Raw genomic sequence first — 22,550 nt, forward strand, 5'->3', positions numbered from 1 at the left:
GGGTCAGTCGGGGTGGCGGGTGGTCAGTCCCACGAGGACGGGGCCGGTCGGTGATCCCACCAGGTCGGCGACGGTCAGCGGGTCGAGGGTGGCGTAGAAGGCTTCCTGGGCGTCGCGGAGGGCGCGGCGGAGCCGGCACGCCCCGCGGAGCGGGCAGGGTGTCTCGCCTTCGCAGGCGACCACCTCTTCCTCTCCCTCCAGCTCCCTGACCAGCCAGCCCACCGAGGCCCGCCGTCCGAGAGCGGTGAGCGCCAGTCCGCCGCCGCGACCGCGGCGGGCTTCCAGTACTCCCAGGTGCTGCAGGCGCGTGACTGCCTTTGCCATATGGGTGGCGGGCACGTTCATGGACTCCGCCACCTCCTGGGTGGTGAGGAGGTCGTCCTGCTCGCAGACCGCCAGGCGCATCACGGCACGCAGCGCCAGGTCGGTGAACTTCGTCAGCCGCACATCAAGAAGCTATCAAACACACATGTAGGATTCTGGTTTCAGGGGGCGGGTGCGCTGTGGACTACGTCACTGCGTGCGGACGACAAGGATGGTGGCAGGACGGTGGCAGGGCATGAGTGACGCGCACACCCCGGCAGCCGGCCAGGGTCCGGCCGGTGCGGGAGCCCCCCAGGTCGTATGCGACACGGCGGCGCTCGCGGCTACCGCCGCCGCGCGCGGCGGAGCGTTGTGGCGGCTGACCGAGCCGGGGCGGCAGCTCGACGCCAACCTCGTCCGCATCCGACCCGGTGAGGCCGTGCCCGCACACGTCGAGCGCGACCTCGACGTCCTCGCGCTGGTGGTCGCCGGCGACGGAACACTCGGCACGGAACCGGCGCCTCAACCGCTGACCCCGGGCAGCCTCGTGTGGCTGCCCCACGGCGCCGCCCGCAGCCTCACCGCGGGGGTGAACGGCATGACCTATCTGACCGTGCACCGCCGCCGCCCCGGCATGCGGATCCAGCCCCGGCCAGGTCCCTAGGACTTCCGGCCGCGTGGGGGCTCAGTCGGTCGGCGGTGGGTCGCCGAGGCGGTGGAGGCGGAGGGCTACGTGGGTTTCGAGGGCCCTGGCGGGGGAGTTCCAGTCGGGGCCGAGGAGTTGGGCGACGCGGTCGAGGCGTTGGACGACGGTGTTGACGTGGACGTGCAGCGCGTTCTTGGCGCGGGTGAGGCTGGTGCCGTGCTCGTAGTAGACGTGCAGGGTGCGGACGAGTTCGGTGCCGCGTCGGGCGTCGTAGGCGAGGACCGGCCCGAGGACGCGCTCGACGTAGCCGGCGACGTCCGTGCGGTCGCCGAGGAGGACGCCGAGGAAGCCCAGGTCGGCGATGTCGGCGCCGTCGCCGGTGCGGCCGAGGGCGTGCAGGGCCTGGAGGCAGCGCAGGGCTTCGGCGTGGGTCGCTGACAGCTCGTCGGGGCCGTGGACGGGGCCGGCGACTCCGACGGTGACCCGGGAGCCGAGGGAGCGGGTGAGGTCGTGGGCGAGAGTGCGGGCGAGTGAGCCGGGCCGGTCGCAGGGGGCGAGGAGGACAACGTGGCCGTCGCGGGTGCCGGCCAGCGCGCCGAGCGCGCGTGCGGTCCGGGCCGCCTCGACCGACAGCCGCGCGCGACCCGGCGGTTCGCAGTCGAGGACGGCGACGGCGTGGGCTTCGGCCAGGTTGACGCCGAGGCGCCGGGCGCGTAGCGCGAGGCTTCCGCCGTCCCAGCGGGCCGCTGAGGCGGGGCCGGCGAGGAGGTCGTCGAGGAGTTCGCCGCGGACCCGGTCCTCGGCCTCCGCGACGGAACGGCGCAGGAGGAGCAGGAGGGCCGTGGCAAGCGCGGCGCGTTCGAAGAGGCGGCGGTCGGCTTCGGAGAGGTCGGCCCGGTCGGCGAGGGTGATGCTGCCCAGCGGCTCGTTGCCGGCGAGCACGGCGCAGATCCACAGGCCGTCGGCGCAGACCGCGCGTCCGCCGGCGCGGGAGGCGGCGAGGCCCTGGGCGGGGGGCGTCACCGGTTCGGTACCGACCCGGGCGAGTTCGCCGCCGTCCGTGTCGTGGACGACAAGACCGCCTCCGAGCAGCGCGGCGATCTCGGCCGCGACGTCCTCGATGCCGCTGCCGCGCAGGACAAGCCGGGTGAGTCGGTCGTGCGCGTCCGAGGCGCGGTGCAGGGCCTCGCTGTGCGCGTGGGCCGTCCGGTTGGCGGCTTCGAGACGGGTGAGGGCGCTGCGGGTCTCCTCCAGCAGGCGGGCGCTGTCGATGGCGACGGCGGCGTGGTCGGCGAGCGAGGTGAGGAGGGCGATGGCGTCGGGGGTGAACTCGCGCGGGGCGCGGTTGGCGGCGAACAGGACGCCGATGATCTCCTTGCCGGGGCGCAGCGGCACGCCGAGGATGCCGCGCAAGCCCTCCTCGGCGACGCCGGCGTCGATGGTCCTGGTGTGGCGGAAGCGCTGGTCGGCGGGGTAGTCGCGGGTGGCGTAGGGGCGGGCGGTCTGGGCGACCAGACCACCCAGGCCCTCGCCCATCCCGAGCCGGAGCTGCTGGAAGGCGGCGGACACCGAACCGTCGGTGACGCGCATGTAGGTGTCGTGCGCCGCGGGGTCGTTGAGGGTGAGGTAGGCGACGTCCGCGCCCAGCAGCGTCCGCGCCCGTCGGACGATGGCCCGCAGCACGGCGTCGAGGTCGCGCAGGGCGGCCAGGTCGCTCGCGGTGTCGAACAGCGCGGACAACTCCGCCTCGCGGCGGCGGTGCTGGTCGAGTTCGCGGCGGACGGAGAGGGCGACCTGGACCGACTCCTCGATCCAGGCGGCGGCCGCGGGGTCGGCCCCGTCGGCCCGTGCCCGGGCGGCCGCCCCGGCGAGGTCCTGAGCGGGCGCGTCGGTGGCGAGCAGGTCGAGGAGGCGGCGCAGTGCCGCGGCACCGGGGCCGGGCGCCCCGGCGGCGGACGGGTCGCCGGCTGCGGCCATGTCGGGGTCCTTCCTCGTGTGCCCGCGGGTTGCGCGGGGCCGGGTCGTGCCGCCCGACCCCGTCGCGCCGCCCCCCTGCGGTGGGGTGGGCGACCTGGCGGGGCCGGGCGGGTGGTGGCGAGTGTGTCAGACCCGCTCGGCCGCGTCAGACCCGCTCGGCCGCGGCGGGGGCGGCGGTGCCGGTCGGCGGCTCCGGGCCGTCCTCGTGCAGGCTGCGGTTGAGGTCGCGGCCCCGGGTCTCCCGGGTGATCGCGACGGTGACGGTGGTCACGAGGGCCGCCGCGCAGAGGTACACGCTGACCGGGACGGACGACTCGTAGTCCTTCAGGAGCTGGACCGCGATGATCGGGGCCAGCGCCCCGGCGACGATGGACGCCAGTTGGGAGCCCATCGAGGCGCCCGAGTAGCGGACCTTGGTGTCGAACATCTCGGAGATGAACGCCGCCTGCGGACCGTACATCGCGCCGTGCAGCAGCAGCCCGACGGTCACCGAGAGCGTGATCACGAGGAACGAGCGGGAGTCGACCAGGGTGAAGAAGGCGAAGGCCCAGACCGCCATGCCGACCGAGCCGATCAGCGTGACGGGGCGCCGGCCGAGGCGGTCGGAGAGCGCGCCCCACAGCGGGATGGTGACGAAGTGGACGGCGGAGGCGATCAGTACCGCGTTCAGCGCGGTGCTCTTGGGCAGGCCGAGATGGACGGTGACGTACACGAGGAGGAAGGACGTCAGGACGTAGTAGGAGACGTTCTCGCCGAAGCGGGTGCCGATCGCCGACAGGACCTCCCGCCAACTGCGCCTGAGCACCTGCACGACGGGGGCGGTCTCCTTGACGCCCCGGGCGGCGTCGGCCTGGGCCTTGGCCTGCGCGGCGAGGAACACCGGGGACTCGGAGACCGAGACCCGGATCCACAGTCCGATCACCACCAGCACCCCGGAGAGCAGGAACGGGACGCGCCAGCCCCACGACTCGAAGGCGGCGTCCGACTGCACGGTGGCCAGTACCGCCAGGACACCGGTGGCGAGCAGGTTGCCGCCGGGCGCGCCGGCCTGGGGCCACGAGGCCCAGAAGCCGCGGTGCTTGTCACCGCCGTGTTCGGAGACGATGAGCACGGCGCCGCCCCACTCGCCGCCCAGCGCGAAGCCCTGGACCAGACGCAGCACGGTCAGCAGGATCGGCGCGGCGACGCCGATGGCCTGGTACGTGGGGAGCAGGCCCATCGCGAAGGTCGCGCCGCCCATCATCAGCAGGCTGACGACAAGCAGCTTCTTCCGGCCGAGCTTGTCGCCGAAGTGGCCGAAGACGATGCCGCCGAGCGGGCGCGCCACAAAGCCGATGGCGTACGTGACAAAGGCGATCAGGGTGCCGACCAGCGGGTCGGCGGTGGGGAAGAACAGCTTGTTGAACACCAGCGCGGCGGCCGAGCCGTACAGGAAGAAGTCGTACCACTCGACCGTGGTGCCGATCAGGCTCGCGCTGACGACGCGGCCGATGCCGCCCTTCGGGGCGGGCGTGTCCGACGGGGTGTCTGACATGGGTTCACCGTGTTTCGGATGTGGGGACAGGGGAGCGGGACGGGACGTGCGGCGGCGCGTTTCAGCAGGCGGTCCAGCCGCCGTCGAGCGGCAGGGACGTGCCGGTGACACCGGCGGCGTGCGGGCCGCACAGCCACAGCACGGCGGCGGCCACCTCCTCCGGCTCCAGGAGGCGCTTGACCGGGGTGCGGGCCAGCAGCACGTCGGTGAGCACGTCGTCCTCGCTGACGCCGTGGGCCGTCGCCTGGTCGCGTACCTGGTCCTCCACCAGCGGGGTGCGGACGTAGCCGGGGCTGACGCAGTTGCTGGTGACCCCGTGCGGGGCGCCTTCCAGGGCGGCGACCTTGCTCAACCCCTCCAGCGCGTGCTTGGCGGCGACGTAGGCGGACTTGTACGCGCTGGCCCGCAGTCCGTGCACGCTGGAGACGTTGACCACCCGCCCCCACCCGCGCGTGTACATGTGCGGCAGGACGTGCCGCAGCAGCAGGAACGGCGCGGTGACCATCACCTCCTGCATCAGCCGGAACGTCTCCGGCGGGAACTCGGTGAGGGCGGAGACGTGTTGGAGCCCGGCGTTGTTGACCAGCACGTCGACGTCGGTGGGCAGCGGGTCGATCGCCTCGGGACGGGAGAGGTCGGCCACGTGCGCCTCGCCGCCGGCGATCTCCGCGACGGCCTTGGCCGTCGCCGCGTCCCGGTCGACGACGTGCACGGCGGCGCCCGCCTGGGCGAGGGCGAGTACGCAGGCCCGGCCGATCCCGCTGCCTCCGCCGGTCACCAGAGCCGTGCGACCGGTGAGGTCGACCGGCAGGACCGGCAGGACCGGCGAGGGCAGCGGGATCGGGGCGGGCGGCGCGGCCTGGGTGGGAAACGCGTCTGTCATGGCCGGAAACGGTAGGGAGTTCTCGCAGCCCGTCCCATGTCGAGAACCGCTACAAAGTCCGGGCGGTTCGTGGTGGCCACCGCCATGGCAGGTAAGGGACGGGCGACCGGGGTTCAGGGCCGGGCGGTGAGGGGGCAGTTGTCGACGAGCCAGTTCGCGTCCGCGCCGGCGGGCAGCGGGACGGTACGGGAGGCGGGTGGGCGGTCGCCGGTGGCGATCCAGCGCTCCAGCGCGGTGAACGCTGTGCGGTGGCAGGGGGTGAGCGGCCTGAGCCGATCGGGGAAGAGGTCGAACAGGGCGTCCGTGTGGGTGCCGCCCTCGACGCGGTCACGGCCGGCTGCACCGCTACTACCGCCGAACAGAGCCTGTCGTGGAAGGCGGGCCTCATGGTCCGGGGCATGCACACCATGCCCGTCACATGGTGATCAACACAGAGGGGGAAGCAGCAGATGAGTGAGATCCAGGAACGCGAACACAGCCCCGAGGAGGTGGGCATGGACGCGTCCGCCCTGAAGCGACTGACCGACGTCGTGGCCGCGAGGGGCGGCGCGGCGCAACTGTGTGTCCTACGCGGGGGCACGGTGGTCGTGGACCGTGCCTTCGGCTGTTCCCGGGACTCCCTCTTCCTCCTCCACGCTGCGACCAAGCCGGTCACCGGTCTCACCGCGCACCTGCTGGCTGAGCGGGGCCTGATCGACCTGGACAAGCCGGTGGCCGAGTACTGGCCCCGGTTCGCGCAGCACGGCAAGGACGAGGTGACGGTCCGGCACGTACTGCAGCACCGCGCCGGGGTTCCGGTCGGTCGCGGCATGGTCCGCACCATGCGCACCGCCGGCGACTGGGCGCGTTCGGTGCGGGATCTGGAGGAGAGCCGACCGAGGTCGCCGGGCGGAGCCGTGCCCGCCTACCACTTCATGAGCTTCGGCTTCATCCTCGGAGAAGTCGCGCGGCGGGTCACCGGGAGACCCTTCCGTGACTTCATGACCTCGGAGCTGTTCTCCCCCCTTGGCCTGGACGATCTGCACCTCGGCCTGCCGGACGAGGCGTGGGGCCGGCACGTGCCGACCAAGGCCGACCACCCGTCGGAACTCCTCGGCCAGTGGGTGAGCAACGGTCGACGGTACCGCCAGGCGGTCATGCCGTCGGCCGGACTCTCCGGTACGGCCGCGCAGTTGGCGCGGTTCTACCAGATGCTGCTCCGCGGCGGCGAACTCGACGGTGTCCGGGTCCTGAGCGCGGAGAGCGTGCGCGAGTCCAGGAAACCGTCGAGTGACGGGGAGGTGGACCGCTCGCTGAAGCGACCGGTTCGCTGGTCACACGGGTTCATGCTGGGAGGCCCGGGTGACGAGCCACGGCATCTGTCGAACGTGATGGGGAGGCGGAGTGCCGGGGACACCTTCGGACACCCCGTCACCACGTCCGGCGTCGCCTGGGCTGACCCCTCGCGGGATCTGGTCTTCGTCTACCTGTCCAGCGTCCAGCCGAAGTTCGGGGTGGGTGTCGATCGGCTCCGGGAGGTGAGTGACCTCGCGTTCGCCGCCTGCGCGGATCGAGGGTGACCGGCTCTGCCGGACACCCGACGCGACGGGCGGTACCGGCGACCGACTGACGCGGGGCGTGTGCGAGTGGGACCCGGTCCACGGGTGGCGGGACGTCCGCCTCCGGGGGCCGGGTCGATCGCGTGCCGTCGTTGAACCCCTTGTCCTGCCGGCTCCTCGTGTCCCTGCCGGCGAATAGCGACTTGTTGAGTCGATACGTGACGTTTACTCATTGGAAAGAGTATCCGCCGGAGTGACGTATGGCACATCACGCGTCGTGCTTCCGTGCCTACCTTGATCAAGATGTGTGTAGGTGTAAGCATATTGTCGTCACACCAGCTCTGTGCTGGTGGTCCGGAGGGAGGAACGGTGTGAACGTGCTCGAAAACACAGGACATACGATCCCGAAGTCTCCGCCTCGGGTGGAAATACTTGGCCCCCTGATTGTTCGTTCCGTTGACAGTGCGGAGACGGGAAAATCGGTAGGGGGTGTTCGTGTCCGGACATTGCTGGCTGTATTAGCCGCAAGTTTAGGGCAGACGATAACGACCGAACGCATTCTCAAAGAAGTATGGGCGGACAATCCGCCGGCCACGGCCCGTAAGGCCGTGGCGGTGGCCGTGCTCCGTCTACGGCGCGTGCTCGACGACCCGGCGGGGGGCTGGCTGGTCACCCATCCATCCGGCTACGCCCTTGAGATCCCGCCGGACAACCTGGACGCCCTGCGCGCGGAACGCCTGGTGAGGGAGGGCAAGGCGGCTCTGGGCGCGGGTGACCCGCAGGCCGCGTCCCGCTACCTCACCCGGGCGCTCGCCCAGTGGCGAGGTGAACCGTACGCCGACACCACCGCCACCACGACAGTCCTCCAGCGAGCCAACGAGCTGAGCTACCTCAGGTCAGAGGCGGTACAGGTCCGGATAGAGGCGGATCTCGCGCTGGGGCGTCACCGCGAGCTGGTGGGGGAACTCCGCTCGCTCACCGCCGCGCAGCCTCTGCACGAACCGCACTGGCTCCAGCTCATGCTCGCGCTCTACCGCTCAGGTAAGCAGGCTGAGGCGTTGGCGGTGTATGGCCAGCTGCAACGCACATTGGCGGAGAAGCTGGGGGTTGACCCCGGTCGCCAACTTCAGGAACTGCATCTACAGATGTTGCGAGCGGATGCGGAACTACTGAGCTGGTCCGAGTGTCGGCCGTATCAGTCCCTACTGGACCGACAGGCCTGCTGAGAAGTATTCACAGCAGTGAATCGAGGGTGGGGAGAACGGCGGGAGAGTTCTCCCCACCCTCGGTTGCTCATCGGGCCGGTTCCGGCTCCGGGTCGAGCCTGGTGGTGTCCTCATCCACCGCGTCGCCGTCGTCGGGGCCGTTGTTGTCGGCGTTGACGGAGTCGAGGAGGAGCTGGGCGACGTCGAGGACCTGGATGGACTCCTTCGCCTGGCCTTCGTTCTTCTTGCCGTTGACGGAGTCGGCGAGCATGACGAGGCAGAACGGGCAGGCGGTGGAGACGATGTCCGGGTTGAGGGAGAGGGCTTCGTCGACGCGCTCGTTGTTGACGCGCTTGCCGATGCGCTCCTCCATCCACATCCGGGCGCCGCCGGCGCCGCAGCAGAAGCCGCGTTCCTTGTGGCGGTGCATCTCCTCGTTCCGCAGGCCGGGCACCTTGCCGATGATCTCGCGCGGCGGGGTGTAGACCTGGTTGTGGCGGCCGAGGTAGCAGGGGTCGTGGTACGTGATCAGGCCCTCGACGGGGTTGACCGGGATGAGCCGGCCCTCGTCGATGAGGTGCTGGAGCAGCTGGGTGTGGTGGATGACCTCGTACTCACCGCCCAGCTGCGGGTACTCGTTGGCGATGGTGTTGAAGCAGTGCGGGCAGGTGGAGACGATCTTCTTCGCGGACTTCGGCTTCTTCGTCTCCGGGTCCTCGTCGTCCTCACCGAACGCGGCGTTCAGCGTCGCCACGTTCTCCTCGCCGAGCTGCTGGAAGAGGAACTCGTTGCCCAGGCGGCGGGCGGAGTCGCCGGTGCACTTCTCGTCGCCGCCCATGATGGCGTACTTGACGCCGGCGATGTGGAGGAGTTCGGCGAAGGCCTTGGTGGTCTTCTTGGCGCGGTCCTCCAGGGCGCCGGCGCAGCCGACCCAGTAGAGGTAGTCGACGTCGGTGAGGTCCTCGACGGTCTTGCCGACGACGGGGACGTCGATGTCCTTCTCGGCCTTGAGCTCCTTGGTCCATTCCAGGCGCTGCTTCTTGGCCAGGCCCCAGGGGTTGCCCTTCTTCTCCAGGTTCTTGAGCATCGTGCCCGCCTCGGACGGGAACGCGGACTCGATCATGACCTGGTAGCGGCGCATGTCGACGATGTGGTCGACGTGCTCGATGTCGACGGGGCACTGCTCGACGCAGGCGCCGCAGGTGGTGCAGGACCACAGGACGTCGGGGTCGATGACGCCGTTCTCTTCGAGGGTGCCGATCAGGGGGCGCTCGGCTTCGGCCAGGGCGCTGGCGGGCACGTCCTTGAGCTGCTCCGGGGTGGCCTTCTCCTCGCCCTCCATGGTCTTGCCGCCGCCGGCGAGGAGGTAGGGGGCCTTGGCGTGCGCGTGGTCGCGCAGCGACATGATCAGGAGCTTGGGGGAGAGGGGCTTGCCGGTGTTCCAGGCGGGGCACTGGGACTGGCAGCGGCCGCACTCGGTGCAGGTCGCGAAGTCGAGGATGCCCTTCCAGGAGAAGTGCTCGACCTGGGAGACGCCGAAGGTGGTCTCCTCGGCGTTGTCCTCGTCGAAGGCGGACTCGAAGTCGATCGGCTTGCCGCCGCTGGTCATCGGCTGGAGGGCGCCGAGGGCGGTGCCGCCCTTGGCCTCGCGCTTGAACCAGATGTTCGGGAAGGCCAGGAAGCGGTGCCAGGCCACACCCATGTTGGTGTTCAAACTGACCGTGATCAACCAGGTCATGGTGGCGGTGAGCTTCACCATGGCCCAGAAGTAGACGAGGTTCTGGAGGGTGGTCAGACTCATCCCGCTGAAGAACGCGACCAGCGGATAGGAGATGAAGAACGCCGGCTCGTAGGAATCCACATGGTGCAGCGCGCCCTCAAGACCCCGCAGCATCAGGATCGCCACGCCGATGATGAGGATCGCGCCCTCGACGAAGTACGCCTGCCACGCCTTGGAGCCGGCGAAGCGGGACTTGCGGCCGGCCCGGGAGGGCAGGTTCAGCAGCCGGACCGTGATGAGCACCAGGATCCCGACCACCATCATGGTCGCCATGAAGTCGACGAGCATCTCGTACGGCACGAAGCCGCCGAGTACGGGCAGCGTCCAGTCCGCCTGGAAGAGCTGGCCGTAGGCGTGCGCGATCGTCGGCGGCAGGGAGAGGAAGGCGATCGCGACGAACCAGTGCGCGACACCGATCACCGCCCACCGGTTCATCCGGGTGTGACCCAGGAACTCCCGGGCGACGGTGAGGGTGCGGTCGATCGGGTCGCTGGTGCGGGTGCCGGCGGGCGTCGGGGCACCAAGTCGGAAGAATCGGATGAAGTGTGCGATCGCGTGGCCCGCCAACGCAAGGCCGGCTGCGCTGAGGGTGAGCGACACGATGATCGCGGCGAGCTGCATGGGACGGGCTCCTCGCAGAGCGGAGTGTACGGATACCGGTAAGTAACTTAACGTCTTGTCAATGGAGTCGCCAGGGATCTCCGGCGCCAGTCACCCACTCGGTCCGTGATTTACGTCGCTCTGAGGTCGTGGGGCTCGTCCCGCCCGAACGCGCGGACGGTTCGTCACGACGTGCCGCCCGCACGTCGAGCCCGCGGGTCGGGCAACCCGCGGGCACGTGTTCGACCGGGCAGACCCTAGCCTTCCATCACGCCGAGTTGCTGCATGAGGCCCAGGTCGTCGGTGTTCCACCAGCTTTCCGCGATCTTGCCGCCCGCGCAGCGGACGGTGCCGTGGCCGGTGCCGTTGATCTCCTTGTCGGTAGTCTCGATGCCCTTGTAGGCGGCGACGTGCCGTCCGGTGTAGCTGAAGCGGACCGACACCATGTCGCCCTCGGCGACCATGCTCTCGATGACGGCTCGCGGCTGGAAGGCCTCCATGATCTCGCGGTTCTCCCGCTTGACGTCTTCCGCGCTCAGGTCGTAGGAGGACAGCGACGGGTCGTGCTCGCGGTAGTCGGCCGTGCACAGCTCGTCCATGACGTCGATGTTGCCGTTGTTGACGAGTTCGTCGAAGTAGCGGCGGACCAGGTCCTTGTTGAGCTGCTCGTCCCGGACGACGTCCAGGTCGGTGAAGGACGGTTCCGTCTCGCAGACCGCGACCATCTCCCGGAAGATCCGGTCCGTCTCCGGCAGGTGGGAGTTCTTCATGGCCTCCTCGTAGGAGGGGAACTCCACGATCTCCACGACGTGCGAGGTGTCCGCGCGGTCCTTGCCGAGAATCGCGTGGGTCGCCGTCCGCTTGCCCTTGGTGGCCTCCGCCCAGGAATCCATCAGCCTGTTCAGCTCGTCGACGTTTGTCGTCCGACAGTCGATCACTTGCACAAATGACATGACGCTCATCTCCCAGCGAGTTGCGGAGCGTCCCGACGTTCTCAGGTTATGTCCGCGCCGGGGCCTTGTCTCGTTGGCGTGGGAGCGGCAAAAGCGCAGGTCACGGCTGTGACTTTGCCTCTGGGGCAAGGCGTTTGCCGGTGGGGCAGGGCGCGTGTCTCAATGAGGACATGGGTCCTGAGATTCCGGACGGGGGCGGCGAGGCGCTGCCCGCCGTCGCCCCTCGGTTGAGGGAGTTCCGCAGGCGCGGCGGCTTCAGCCTGGAGGCGGCGGCGCGACGGCTCGGGCTGTCGCCCGCGCATCTGTCCCGGCTGGAGACCGGCCAGCGGCAGCCGTCCCTGCCGCTGCTGCTGACACTCGCGAGGGCCTACGGCACCACCGTGTCCGACCTGCTCGGCGAGCGGGCGCCCGAGCGGTCGCCGGTCGTCCGGGCGGGGGAGCCGGAGGCGGTCCGGGCCGGTGGTTGGACGTACTGGCAGATCGGTGGCCCCGGCCGCGCGATGCAGACGCTCCGGGTGCACCTGCCGCCCGGGGCGCAGCAGGACCTGGTCCGCGTCCACCCGGGCGAGGAGTGGCTGTACGTGCTCGACGGCCGGTTGCGGCTCTCCCTCGGCGGTGAGCGGCATCTGCTCGATCCGGGCGACACGGCCCACTACGACAGCCTGACCCCGCACCGGCTCACCGCCGCCTCGGAGGGCGGGGTCGAACTGCTTTTTGTCCACACGCTGTTGCGGAGCCAGCCGGACGCGCTCTGTCTGGGAGGCGGGACCGGCGACCGTGCGGCACAAGGCTGAGAACGGAGAGGTGACCGGGCGTCATGTGGAGTGAGAAGACCGGCGTCGAGCGCGGTGAGGGGCGCTTCCCGCGCGGGCTGCCGCTGCGGCTGTTCGCGTACACCGTCGCGGGGCACGGCTTCGCGGCCTTCCTCTACCTGCTGTTCTCCGTCGGCGGGGGGTGAGGCGCTGGGTGAGACGCGTCCGACGCGCGGGCGGCGAGGGCCGCCGCGCCGATGAGGCCGGCGTCCAAGGCGAGTCGGGCGGGGACCACGCGGAGGTCCCGGGTGAAGTCGAGCGCGGCGTACTCCGCCAGATGGCGGCGCAGCGGGGCGAAGAGGAGGTCGCCGGACTGCGCCACGCCGCCGCCGACGACCACCAGGTCCAGTTCGACGAGGCTCGCGGTCGCCGCGATGCCGGCGGCCAGCGCGCGGGCGGCGCGGTCGAAGGCCGCACGGGCGAGCGGGTCGCCGTCGACGGCGGTACGCGCGACCGTCGCGGCGGTCGGCGGCTGCCCTTCGGGCGGCTGCCAGCCGGTGGCCAGCGCGCGGGCGGCGATCGCCGTACCGCTCGCGAAGCCCTCGACGCAGCCGCGCCCGCCGCACGGGCACGCGGTGCCTTCGAGGTCCACGGAGATGTGGCCGATGTGGCCGGCGTTGCCGGTGCGGCCGGTGTGCGGTCGGCCGTCGAGGATCAGCCCGCCGCCCACTCCCGTCGAGACGACAAAGCACAGCGCGTTGTCGACGCCCCGGGCCGCGCCCAGCCAGTGCTCGGCGGCGGTCATCGCCACCCCGTCGCCGACCAGCACCGGATCGACGCCGCGCGGCAGGAGCGGCCGCGCGCGCAGCCGCTCGACCAGCGGGAAGTCGCGCCACGCCGGGATGTTGACCGGGCTCACCGTCCCGACGGCGGCGTCGACCGGTCCGGCGCTCGCCACGCCGAGGCAGGTCACCGCCTCCCACCGGGTGTCCGCGGCCAGCTCGTCGAGTACGGCGGCCACGGCGTCCAGCAGCACCTCGGCGGACTCCCGCGCGGGGGTGGGCCGTTGGGCGCGGACGAGCAGGCGGCCCGAGTCGTCGACCAGCGCGCCGGCGATCTTCGTCCCGCCGATGTCGATCGCCGCGTACACCATCGTGTGAGTCAGCCCTTCCCGCCGGAGCCGGGTGTGCCGGGGTCTCCCGGGGTCTCCCGGGTTCCCGGGTCTGCCGGGGTCTCCCGGGGGCTCACTGTGCCCGGGCGGCGGCGCGGTTGTCCACCGCGGGGGCGCCGGCACGTCAGGGGCGGGGCGTCAGCGGCAGTGGACCGGGACGCGCTGCACCAGGTTGTTGCCGAAGCCGCCCCGGTTCCACGGCTGGTCAACGGGTTGGGCGTGCCCGTCGGCGTCGTGCGCGCGCACGGTCAGCACATGGTCGCCGGGCCGTGCGTCCCAGGTGGCGCGCCACGACTGCCACGCCCACCGGTGGTCGCCGGGCGGCGCCACCTCGGCGTCCGTCCAGCTCCGCCCGTCGTCGGTGCTCACCTCCACCCGTACGACCGGGCCGGCGCCCGACCAGGCCCGGCCGGTCAGCGTCACCGGGCCGGCGTCCACCACCCGGGTGCGGGACATGAAGTCCGGGAAACCGGGCGGGAGCAGCAGCGCGCGGGGCCGGATGCGGTCGACCGGTTCGCCCGCCTCGTCGGCGTCCTGCCGGTAGCGGTAGGCGACGTTGTGCTGGAAGCCGTCGAACGGCCGGTCCCGCACGCTGATGTCCCGCAGCCACTTCACGTGCGCCATGCCGTACCAGCCGGGTACGACAAGCCGCAGCGGATGGCCGTGCTGCGGCGGCAGCGGTGTGCCGTTCATGGCATGGGCCACGAGGATCGGCGGGTCCTCACCGGTGGCGACGGTCAGCGGCAGCGCGCGCTGGTAGTCCTGCTCGACGCCGCGCTCCACGCCGTGGTCGGCGCCGGTGAACACCACGTCCACCGCGCCCGGTTCGACGCCGGCCGCGTCGAGCAGGACGCGCAGCGGCACGCCCGTCCACTCCGCCGTGCCGACGGCCTCCACGAGCCACGGCTGGCTCACCGGTCGCGGTGCCAGCCGGGCGCGGCCGTTCCCGGCGCACTCCATCGTGACCCGCAGCGTCTCGGCCGGGAACGCGCGGAGCGCGGGCAGGTCGAGGTCGAGTCGGTCGCGGACCAGGCCGCCGACGGTGAGCCGCCAGTCGTCGCCGTCGGTGGGCGGGATGTCGTAGTGCACGAGCACGTAGTGCAGCCCGGGAGGTGTGACGTCGTAGCGCAGGGCCTCCAGCGGCAGGCCGTGGTTGCGGGCGGCGAGCGCCAGTTCGTCGTGGCCGACGCCCTCGCCGTCCGCCGCGAGGCGCGCGGGCGCGCTGACACCGCTCAGCGGAGCTTCCATGCCTCCATGGTGCTCCCGCACGCCCCGCCACGACACTCGAACCGCGCAACTGCCGACGGGCGCCACGCCGGACGGCACCCCTAGCATCGGGCCCATGGACTTGACCCGTCCCGACTTGCCTCGCCCTGACAGGCCTCGCCCCGACGACGTGACCCGTCCCGACCCGACCAGTCCCGAGCCGACCCGTCCCGACCTGGCCCGCCCCGCCGAGATCTGTCTCGTCGGCCTCAGCGCGCCCGGGCACGTCTTCCCCTGCCTCGGGCTGGCGCGGGAGCTCGTCGACCGCGGCCACCGGGTGGCGTACGCGGTGACCGAGCGCTTCGCGGCGACCGTGGCGGCCACCGGCGCCGAACCGCTGCTCTGCCCCGAGACCCTGCCGCTGGACACCGATCTGGCGGCGCTCGCCTCCGATCCGGTGAAGCTGACGACGCTGCTGTTCGAGGAGTCGGTGGCGGCGCTGCCGAGTCTGCTGGAGCACTACGGGCGAGGCGGTGCCGCCGCCCCCGAGCTGGTGTTGCACGACAGCGGGGCGTACGCGGGCGTGGTGCTCGCGCACCGGCTCGGCGTGCCGGCGGTGCAGCTCGCCACCCACATGATCACGGAGGACTGGAGCGACGCGGACGGCGGCGCGCAGAGCGCGGTGTTCACCAGTGAGGCGGCCCGCTCGTACGCGGCCCGCTTCCGGGAGTGGTTGACCGCCAACGGGATGCCGGACACGAGCCCCGACGACCTGGACCGGCCCCGCCGGGCCCTGGCGCTGGTGCCGAGCGCGATGCAACCGGACGTCGGCTCGCTCGACCCGGCGGTGTACAGCTTTGTCGGCGCCGGGCCGGACGGACGGGTCGGGCGGGAGCGGTGGTCGCGGCCGGCGGACGCCGAGCAGGTGGTGCTGGTCTCGCTCGGCTCCGGCTTCACCCGCCGCCCGCACGTCTACCGGGCCTGCGTGGAGGCGTTCGGCGGGCGGCCCGGCTGGCATGTGGTGCTGCAGATCGGCCGGCACGTGTTGCTTGAGGAGTTGGGCGAGCTGCCGGGCAACGTCGAGACGCACGACTGGGTGCCGCAGGCCGCCGTGCTGGCGGAGGCCGACCTGTTCGTCACGCACGCCGGGATGGGCGGCAGCCAGGAGGGTCTGGCGTTCGGCGTTCCGATGGTGGCGGTGCCGCAGGCGCTCGACCAGTTCGACAACGCCGACCGGCTGTGCGCGCTGGGCGTCGCACGCCGCTTGGACAACCAGGCGTTCACCGCGCGGGCGTTGCGTCGCGCGGCGGGCGAACTGCTCGACGATCCGGCGATGCCGGCGCGGCTGGCCGCGCTGCGGGCCGCCGTGCGCGCCGACGGCGGCCCCCGCCGCGCCGCCGATCTCGTCGAACGCGAGGTGGCGGCGGTCCGCGGCTGAGCGCTCGCCACCACCAGGCGTCAGCCCCGATCGCGTCAGCCCCCGATCGCGTCCCCGGCCGCGTCAGCCCCGGTCGGTGAGGGGGAGGCGGTGGGCGAGGAGGGCCGTGTGGAGGGAGGTGCGGGTCTCCGGGTCGGCGAGGTCGACGCCGAGGACCCGTTCGACGCGCGCGAGGCGGTCGTACAGGACGGGCCGGGAGACGTGCAGGGCGGCGGCCGCCGCGGTCTTGTCGCCGGAGTCGAGCAGCGCGGCGAGCGCGTCGAGCAGCCGGGTGCCGTGGTCGGCGTCGTGGCGCAGCAGTGGCCCGAGTTCGCGCGCGACGAAGCGGGCGAGGCGGTCGTCGTCGGAGAGCAGGTGCAGCAGTCCGCGCAGGTGGACGTCGGCGAGCCGGTGCACGGCGGGTCCGGGCGCGGCGCCGGCGGGGCCGGGGCCGCCCGCCGGTTCGGGGCGTACGGAGGCGGCGACGTGGTGGGCTTCGGCGAGGGAGCGTCCGGCGTCGCGTGGGCCGTGCACGGTCTCACCGGCGGCGAGCACGACGTCGCCGGGCGCGCCGAGTTCGGCGGCGACGGCGGCCAGCACGGCGGCCGCGTCGGCGTCGGGCGGCAGGGACAGCAGGGCGAGCACGTCGTCCGGGTCGGTGCCCACGAGCGCGGGCACGTCGCGGTCGCGGAGGGCGGAGGCGAGCGCGGCGGCCAGCCCGGTCAGCGCGTCGGCGGCGGCAAACGCGCGGCGCCCGCGCCGCACCACCGGGCGCGCGGCGACGCCGGTCAGGGAGCGGTCGGTGAGGGGGACGCCGGCCTGGGCGCAGCGGTCGAGCAGTTCCTCGTCGGCGCCCCGGTCGCGCAGGGCGGTGAGCAGGGCGTGGTGGGCCTGCCGTTCGACGCCGTCGCGGTGCCGGGCGTGCAGCCGGTGCAGGGCGAGCGCGGCGGCGGCGCGCTCGACGAGGACGACGTGCCGGTCCGGCGGCGGCTGCGGGGTGAGCACGACAAGCCGTCCCCAGTCGTCGCCGCGGCTGCCGACGACGGTCACCAGCCAGCCGGCCCCGTGGTCGTAGCCGGTGCGACGGTCGAGCCGGACGCGGCGGGAGCGCTGCTCCCAGTCGCGGAGGAGTTCGTCGGCGGGGGCGCCGCCGGTGTCGTAGCCGAGCACCCGGTGGCGGAAGGATTCCAGGACGACGGGATGGCCGGCGATGCGGGCGGCTTCGGCGAGGATGTCGGCGGGGCCGGCCTCGGCGACGCTGAGCGCGGTGAACGCGTCGTGGATCTGGCCGGCCGCCCGCAACTCGACGACCTGCGCGTTCACCAGGCGTTCGCCGACGGCCTGGGTGACGGCCACAAACGGCACCTCGCGGCGCAGGGCGACCAGCGGCAACCCGGCACGTTCGCAGGCCTCGGCGAGGGGCGCGGGCAGCTCCCGGGTCCAGCGGCGGCCGAGTTCGACGACCAGTCCGGCCGCGCCGCCGTCGTCGAGTTCCCGTACGTAGCCGTCGAGGTCCGCGGCGGCGGCCGGGAGGGCGATGCCGGTGGTGAGGACAAGTTCGCCGCCGCGCAGCAGGGGCGCGAGGTCGGCGGCGAGCTCCATGGAGTGCACCCAGCGCACGGGCCGGTCCAGCGCGTCGCGCCCGGCGACCACGTGCGGGTCGCCGCGCCGCAGCTCGGGCATGTCCAGCACCTCGGCCACCGAGGGGTAGCTCACCGCCACGTCCGTACCTCCTCCGGTGCCGGTCGGCCGTCCTACGATGTGTCGGGGAAGGATGCCACATCCGACAGAACGTAGCTGCCGCGGGGCGTCGGATGCCGTTCCAATGGCCGCATGGACAACACGACCCACGGAGACCGCCGCATCACGCACTGGCTCGGCGGCAAGCCCTGGACCGGCACGGCCGCCCGCACCAGCGACGTGCACGACCCGGCCACCGGCGCTGTCACCGCGCGGGTGGACCTCGCGGACGCCGCGACCGTCGACGAGACGGTGGCGGCCGCCGGGACGGCCTTCACCACCTGGCGGCGCACGTCGCTGCCCAAGCGGGTGGCGGTGCTCTTCGAGTTCCGCCGGCTGCTGGCCGAGCGGGCGCCGGAGGTCGCCGCCGCGATCACGGCCGAGCACGGCAAGGTGCTGGACGACGCGGCGGGCGAGGTGCAACGCGGCCTGGAGGTCGTGGAGTTCGCCTGCGGCATCCCGCACCTGCTCAAGGGCGGCCACACGGCGGGCGCGGCCACCGGCGTGGACGTGCACGCGCTGCGGCAGCCGCTCGGCGTGACGGCGATCATCTCGCCGTTCAACTTCCCGGCGATGGTGCCGCTGTGGTTCGCGCCGGTGGCCATCGCCTGCGGCAACACGGTGGTGCTCAAGCCGAGCGAGAAGGTGCCGTCGGCGGCGATGCTGCTGGCCGAGCTGTGGCGGGAGGCGGGGCTGCCGGACGGCGTGTTCAACGTGCTGCACGGCGACAGGGAGGCCGTGGACGCGCTGCTGACACACCCGGACGTGGCGTCCGTGTCGTTTGTCGGCTCCACCCCCGTCGCCCGGCACGTGTACGCGACGGCCGGCGCGCACGGCAAGCGGGTGCAGGCGCTGGGCGGCGCGAAGAACCACATGGTCGTCCTGCCCGACGCCGACCTGGACCTGGCCGCCGACGCCGCCGTCAACGCCGGGTTCGGCTCGGCGGGGGAGCGGTGCATGGCGGTGAGCGTCCTGGTGGCCGTCGAACCGGTCGCCGACGAGCTGATCGGCAAGATCACCGAGCGCATGGCGACGCTGCGGGTCGGCGACGGTCGACGCGGCTGCGACATGGGCCCGCTGGTCACCGCCGAACACCGGGACCGGGTGGCCGGCTACGTCGAGGCGGGGGTGGCGGCCGGCGCCGAGCTGGTGGTGGACGGCCGCGGCGGCCCGGTGGACGGTGAGCCGGGCGGCTACTGGCTCAGCCCGACGCTCTTCGACCGGGTGACGCCACAGATGCCGATCTACACCGACGAGATCTTCGGGCCCGTCCTGTCCGTCGTGCGGGTGGCCTCGTACGACGAGGCGCTGGCCCTGGTCAACGCCAGCCCGTACGGCAACGGCACCGCGCTGTTCACCAACGACGGCGGCGCGGCCCGGCGCTTCGAGGAGGAGGTGGAGGTCGGCATGGTCGGCGTCAACGTGCCCATCCCGGTGCCGGTCTCCTACTACTCCTTCGGCGGCTGGAAGGCGTCCCTGTTCGGCGACAGCCACGCCTACGGCCCGGACGGCGTGCACTTCTTCACCCGCACCAAGACCGTCACCACCCGCTGGGCCGATCCCCGCCACCGCGGCATCGACCTCGGCTTCCCGCAGAACGACTGACGCGGCCGGACACGATCTCGGAGGTCACCATGAACACCCGGCACCAGGCCCTGCGGGAGACCGCCGGCCGCCACCTGATGCTGCACTTCTCCCCGCAGCGGATCGACGACCTGCTCGTCCTGGAACGCGGCGAGGGCCCGTACGTCTTCGACACCCAGGGCCGGCGGTACGTCGACGCGCTGTCCAGCCTCTTCTGCTCGCAGATCGGCTACTCCTACGGGCAGGAGATGGCCGAGGCCGCCACCAGGCAGCTCACCACGCTCGCCTTCAACACCAACTGGGCGACCGCCCACCCGGCCGCGATCGAACTCGCCGAGCGGCTGACCGCGCTGGCGCCGGAGGGCCTGACCAGGGCGTTCTTCACCAGCGGCGGCTCGGAGTCGGTGGAGGCGGCGTGGAAGCTCGCCCGCGAGTACCACCTCGCCAACGGCCAGCCGCAGCGCACCAAGGCCATCGCCCGGCAGACCGCCTACCACGGAGTCACCCTCGGCGCGCTGTCCTTCACCGGCGTCCCGCGCTTCAAGGAGGCGTTCGGGCCGCCGCCGGTGGACGTCGTGCACGTGTCGAACACCAACGCGTTCCGCGCCCCGGACGGCGACGACCCCGACGCCTTCCGCGCCCGGCTGCTGCGCGAGATGGAGGACGCCATCCTCGCCGCGGGGCCCGAGCAGGTGGCGATGATCATCGCCGAGCCGGTGCAGAACGCGGGCGGCTGCCTCACCGCCCCGCCCGGCTACTGGAAGGGCCTGCGTCAGCTGGCCGACCGCTACGGGGCACTGCTGATGGCCGACGAGGTCATCACCGGCTGCGGACGGCTGGGGGAGTGGTTCGGCGTCGCCCGGGAGGGCGTCACGCCCGACCTGGTCAGCCTCGCCAAGGGCCTGACGTCCGCGTACGCGCCGATGGGCGCGGTGGTCGCGGCCGAGCGTGTCGCGGCGGCGCTCATCGACACCGGACGGCCCTTCCGGCACGGCATCACCTTCGGCGGCCACCCGCTGTCGGCGGCCATCGCCCTGCGCAACATCGAGATCTTCGAACGCGACGGCGTACTGGAGAACGTCCGGACCCTCAGCCCGCACCTGCGCGAGCGGATGGAGAAGCTGCGGGAGCTGCCGATCGTCGGCGACGTGCGCGGCGCCGGGTTCTTCCTCGCCGTCGAACTGGTCAGGGACGGCGACCACACGCGCTTCGACCAGTCGGAACGCGACCGGCTGCTGCGCGGCTTCCTCCCCGGCAGGCTGCTGGAGGCCGGGCTGATCGCCCGCGCCGACGACCGGGGCGACAGCGTCCTGCAGATCGCGCCGCCGCTGATCAGCGACGCCGCGCTGCTGGACGACATCGTGGACCGGCTGGCGGACGTGCTCACCGACGCCGGCGAGCGGTTCTGCGCGTAGGGCGCGCGAGGCGCCCGAAGCGTGCGGTGCCCGGACCGCCCGAGCGCGGTACCGGTAACGCCTGACCGACGCACACCGGGACATCCCGGGTCCGCCGGCCATCCGGCCGGCGGACCCGGGCGGCCTGGCATGCCTGCATCCACTCCACGCGCCGATTCCGTGGCGCCACTAAATCGTAACGACGGAATCCCTTGTCGACCGGGCATCCGCCTGCCAGGATCGGCACTCATCCACGGCACACGCCACTGGCAGTCACTCGCACCGTCACTCGCACCCAGTCACTCGCACACAGTCATGGCACAGCACGCGCGGCGCACACCGCGCGCTGCGGGCAGGAGAGTCTGATGGCCGTCCAGCTTCCCGACGCGGCAGCGAAGTACGCGGAAGGAACCCAGTTCATCGGCGGGCGTGCGAGGCCCGGCACCTCCGGGCGCCGGCAGCCCGTCACCGACCCGGCGAGCGGCAAGCCGGTACTGGAGTACGAACTCGCCGGTCCCGCCGACGTGGACGACGCCGTGGCCGCCGCCGAGCGCGCCCTGCCCGAGTGGGCGACCGCCACCCCGGCGGACCGCTCCGAGGCCCTCCACCGGCTGACCGCCGCCCTGCGGGAGATGTCCCCGGACCTGGTGGCCGCCGAGTCGGTCCAGTGCGGCAAACCGGTCCGGCTCTGCGAGGAGTTCGACGTCCCCGGCTCGATCGACAACGCCGCCTTCTTCGCCGGCGCCGCCCGCCGCCTCGACGGGATGGCCGCCGCCGAGTACAGCCCCGACCACACGTCCTCCGTACGCCGTGAACCGCTCGGCGTCGTCGGCTCCATCGCGCCCTGGAACTACCCGCTCCAGATGGCCGCCTGGAAGATCCTGCCGGCGATCGCCGCCGGCAACACCGCCGTGCTCAAGCCCTCCGAACTCACCCCGCTCACCGCGCTGATGTTCGCCGAGGCCGCCCGCGACGCGGGCCTGCCCGACGGCGTCGTCAACATCGTCACCGGCGCCGGCCCGGACGTCGGCGACCACCTCGCCGGCCACCCCGGCATCGCCATGATCTCCTTCACCGGCTCCACCGCCGTCGGCCGCCACGTCGCCCGCCGCGCCACCGAGGGCGTCAAGCGGCTGCACCTCGAACTCGGCGGCAAGGCACCGTTCCTGGTCTTCGACGACGCCGACCTGGAGGCCGCCGTGCACGGCGCGGTCGCAGGCGCCCTCATCAACAGCGGCCAGGACTGCACGGCCGCCACCCGCGCCTACGTGCAGCGCCCGCTCTACGAGGCCTTTGTCGCGGGCGTCGCCGACCTCATGGCCTCGCTCACCGTCGGCGACCCCGCCGACCCGGCGACTGACCTCGGCCCGCTTGTCTCCCACCGCCACCGCGACCGCGTCGCCGGCTTCGTCGACCGGGCCCGCGGCTACGCGACCGTCGTCACCGGCGGCCGGGTCCCCGGCGGCGACCTCGCGGCGGGCGCCTACTACCCGCCCACCCTGGTCACCGGCGCCGCGCAGGACAGCGAGATCGTCCAGCAGGAGGTCTTCGGACCCGTGCTCACCGTGCTGCCCTTCGACACCGACGACGAGGGCCTGGCACTCGCCAACGACACCCCCTACGGGCTCGCCGCCTCCGTCTGGAGCCGGGACGTCTACCGCACCGGCCGGGCCACCCGCGAACTGCGCGCGGGCTGCGTGTGGGTCAACGACCACATCCCGATCATCAGCGAGATGCCGCACGGCGGCTACCGCGCCTCCGGCTACGGCAAGGACATGTCCGCCTACTCCTTCGAGGAGTACACGCAGGTCAAACACGTGATGTCGGACAACACCGGCGTCGCGCGCAAGGAATGGCACCGCACGGC

General features: G+C 72.4%; 19 protein-coding genes. 9 read left to right on the top strand and 10 right to left on the bottom strand.

Features of this window, described 5'->3' with window-relative positions:
- Positions 1-3: 3 nt before the first annotated feature.
- On the bottom strand, positions 4-447 hold the full coding sequence (locus GL263_RS03965; protein WP_182854154.1) for an RrF2 family transcriptional regulator: 444 nt from the start codon (positions 445-447) through the stop codon (positions 4-6).
- Between the two features lie 112 nt (positions 448-559).
- Between GL263_RS03965 and GL263_RS03970 the strand changes: the two genes are divergently transcribed.
- Positions 560-967 carry a hypothetical protein gene (locus tag GL263_RS03970; protein ID WP_182854155.1) on the top strand — a complete coding sequence of 136 codons (408 nt, stop codon included), beginning with the start codon at positions 560-562 and terminating at the stop codon, positions 965-967.
- A gap of 21 nt (positions 968-988) precedes the next feature.
- Here GL263_RS03970 and GL263_RS03975 read toward each other — a convergent pair whose 3' ends face one another.
- The 4 genes from GL263_RS03975 to GL263_RS03990 all read right to left on the bottom strand — a co-directional run bounded on the left by GL263_RS03975 (position 989) and on the right by GL263_RS03990 (position 5,747).
- Positions 989-2,926 (bottom strand): helix-turn-helix domain-containing protein, encoded by a 1,938-nt coding sequence (locus GL263_RS03975; protein WP_182854156.1) that lies wholly within the window; start codon positions 2,924-2,926, stop codon positions 989-991.
- Between the two features lie 145 nt (positions 2,927-3,071).
- On the bottom strand, positions 3,072-4,460 hold the full coding sequence (locus tag GL263_RS03980; protein ID WP_182854157.1) for an MFS transporter: 1,389 nt from the start codon (positions 4,458-4,460) through the stop codon (positions 3,072-3,074).
- A 61-nt stretch (positions 4,461-4,521) separates the two neighbouring features.
- A complete protein-coding gene (locus GL263_RS03985) occupies positions 4,522-5,343 on the bottom strand; it encodes a 3-hydroxybutyrate dehydrogenase (RefSeq protein ID WP_182854158.1) in 822 nt (273 codons plus the stop codon).
- A 113-nt stretch (positions 5,344-5,456) separates the two neighbouring features.
- A complete protein-coding gene (locus GL263_RS03990; RefSeq protein ID WP_438947913.1) occupies positions 5,457-5,747 on the bottom strand; it encodes a hypothetical protein in 291 nt (96 codons plus the stop codon).
- A gap of 45 nt (positions 5,748-5,792) precedes the next feature.
- Between GL263_RS03990 and GL263_RS03995 the strand changes: the two genes are divergently transcribed.
- Together GL263_RS03995 and GL263_RS04000 are read left to right on the top strand one after the other, a co-directional pair.
- Entirely contained in the window at positions 5,793-6,902 is a 1,110-nt protein-coding gene (locus GL263_RS03995; protein ID WP_182854159.1) for a serine hydrolase domain-containing protein, read from the top strand.
- Positions 6,903-7,252: 350 nt separating this feature from the next.
- On the top strand, positions 7,253-8,107 hold the full coding sequence (locus tag GL263_RS04000) for an AfsR/SARP family transcriptional regulator (protein WP_182854160.1): 855 nt from the start codon (positions 7,253-7,255) through the stop codon (positions 8,105-8,107).
- Between the two features lie 67 nt (positions 8,108-8,174).
- On the opposite strand, the gene GL263_RS04005 is transcribed toward GL263_RS04000, so the two are convergent.
- Positions 8,175-10,487, bottom strand: coding sequence for a (Fe-S)-binding protein (locus GL263_RS04005; protein ID WP_182854161.1), 2,313 nt, complete (start codon positions 10,485-10,487; stop codon positions 8,175-8,177).
- A gap of 236 nt (positions 10,488-10,723) precedes the next feature.
- A complete protein-coding gene (locus tag GL263_RS04010) occupies positions 10,724-11,419 on the bottom strand; it encodes an ester cyclase (protein ID WP_182854162.1) in 696 nt (231 codons plus the stop codon).
- 170 nt (positions 11,420-11,589) lie between these two features.
- Between GL263_RS04010 and GL263_RS04015 the strand changes: the two genes are divergently transcribed.
- Together GL263_RS04015 and GL263_RS04020 are read left to right on the top strand one after the other, a co-directional pair.
- Entirely contained in the window at positions 11,590-12,213 is a 624-nt protein-coding gene (locus GL263_RS04015) for a helix-turn-helix domain-containing protein (RefSeq protein ID WP_182854163.1), read from the top strand.
- A 23-nt stretch (positions 12,214-12,236) separates the two neighbouring features.
- Positions 12,237-12,377: a DUF6126 family protein gene (locus tag GL263_RS04020; protein ID WP_182854164.1), complete on the top strand. Its 141-nt coding sequence runs from the start codon at positions 12,237-12,239 to the stop codon at positions 12,375-12,377.
- Here the strand turns inward: GL263_RS04020 and GL263_RS04025 are convergent.
- Positions 12,347-13,324, bottom strand: coding sequence for an ROK family protein (locus GL263_RS04025; protein WP_182854165.1), 978 nt, complete (start codon positions 13,322-13,324; stop codon positions 12,347-12,349). The genes GL263_RS04020 and GL263_RS04025 overlap by 31 nt on opposite strands.
- 156 nt (positions 13,325-13,480) lie before the next feature.
- The gene (locus tag GL263_RS04030) at positions 13,481-14,590 is read right to left on the bottom strand and encodes a sulfite oxidase (RefSeq protein WP_182854166.1); all 1,110 of its coding nucleotides are present in this window, start codon (positions 14,588-14,590) and stop codon (positions 13,481-13,483) included.
- A 148-nt stretch (positions 14,591-14,738) separates the two neighbouring features.
- Here GL263_RS04030 and GL263_RS04035 point away from each other — a divergent pair, with 148 nt between their 5' ends.
- Positions 14,739-15,986 carry a macrolide family glycosyltransferase gene (locus GL263_RS04035; RefSeq protein WP_323379239.1) on the top strand — a complete coding sequence of 416 codons (1,248 nt, stop codon included), beginning with the start codon at positions 14,739-14,741 and terminating at the stop codon, positions 15,984-15,986.
- A gap of 63 nt (positions 15,987-16,049) precedes the next feature.
- On the opposite strand, the gene GL263_RS04040 is transcribed toward GL263_RS04035, so the two are convergent.
- Entirely contained in the window at positions 16,050-17,687 is a 1,638-nt protein-coding gene (locus GL263_RS04040; RefSeq protein WP_323379240.1) for a PucR family transcriptional regulator, read from the bottom strand.
- Positions 17,688-17,798: 111 nt separating this feature from the next.
- On the opposite strand from GL263_RS04040, the gene GL263_RS04045 reads away from it, so the two are divergent.
- From GL263_RS04045 to GL263_RS04055, 3 genes are all read left to right on the top strand, one after another.
- Positions 17,799-19,310 carry a CoA-acylating methylmalonate-semialdehyde dehydrogenase gene (locus tag GL263_RS04045; protein ID WP_182854168.1) on the top strand — a complete coding sequence of 504 codons (1,512 nt, stop codon included), beginning with the start codon at positions 17,799-17,801 and terminating at the stop codon, positions 19,308-19,310.
- Positions 19,311-19,339: 29 nt separating this feature from the next.
- A complete protein-coding gene (locus GL263_RS04050) occupies positions 19,340-20,704 on the top strand; it encodes an aspartate aminotransferase family protein (protein ID WP_182854169.1) in 1,365 nt (454 codons plus the stop codon).
- A 344-nt stretch (positions 20,705-21,048) separates the two neighbouring features.
- Positions 21,049-22,550, top strand: a 1,502-nt coding sequence (locus GL263_RS04055) for a gamma-aminobutyraldehyde dehydrogenase (RefSeq protein WP_182854170.1), incomplete at its 3' end; no start/stop codon positions are given.

Origin of the sequence: Streptomyces durbertensis, from assembly GCF_014156695.1 — a bacterium.
GTDB lineage: Bacteria > Actinomycetota > Actinomycetes > Streptomycetales > Streptomycetaceae > Streptomyces > Streptomyces durbertensis.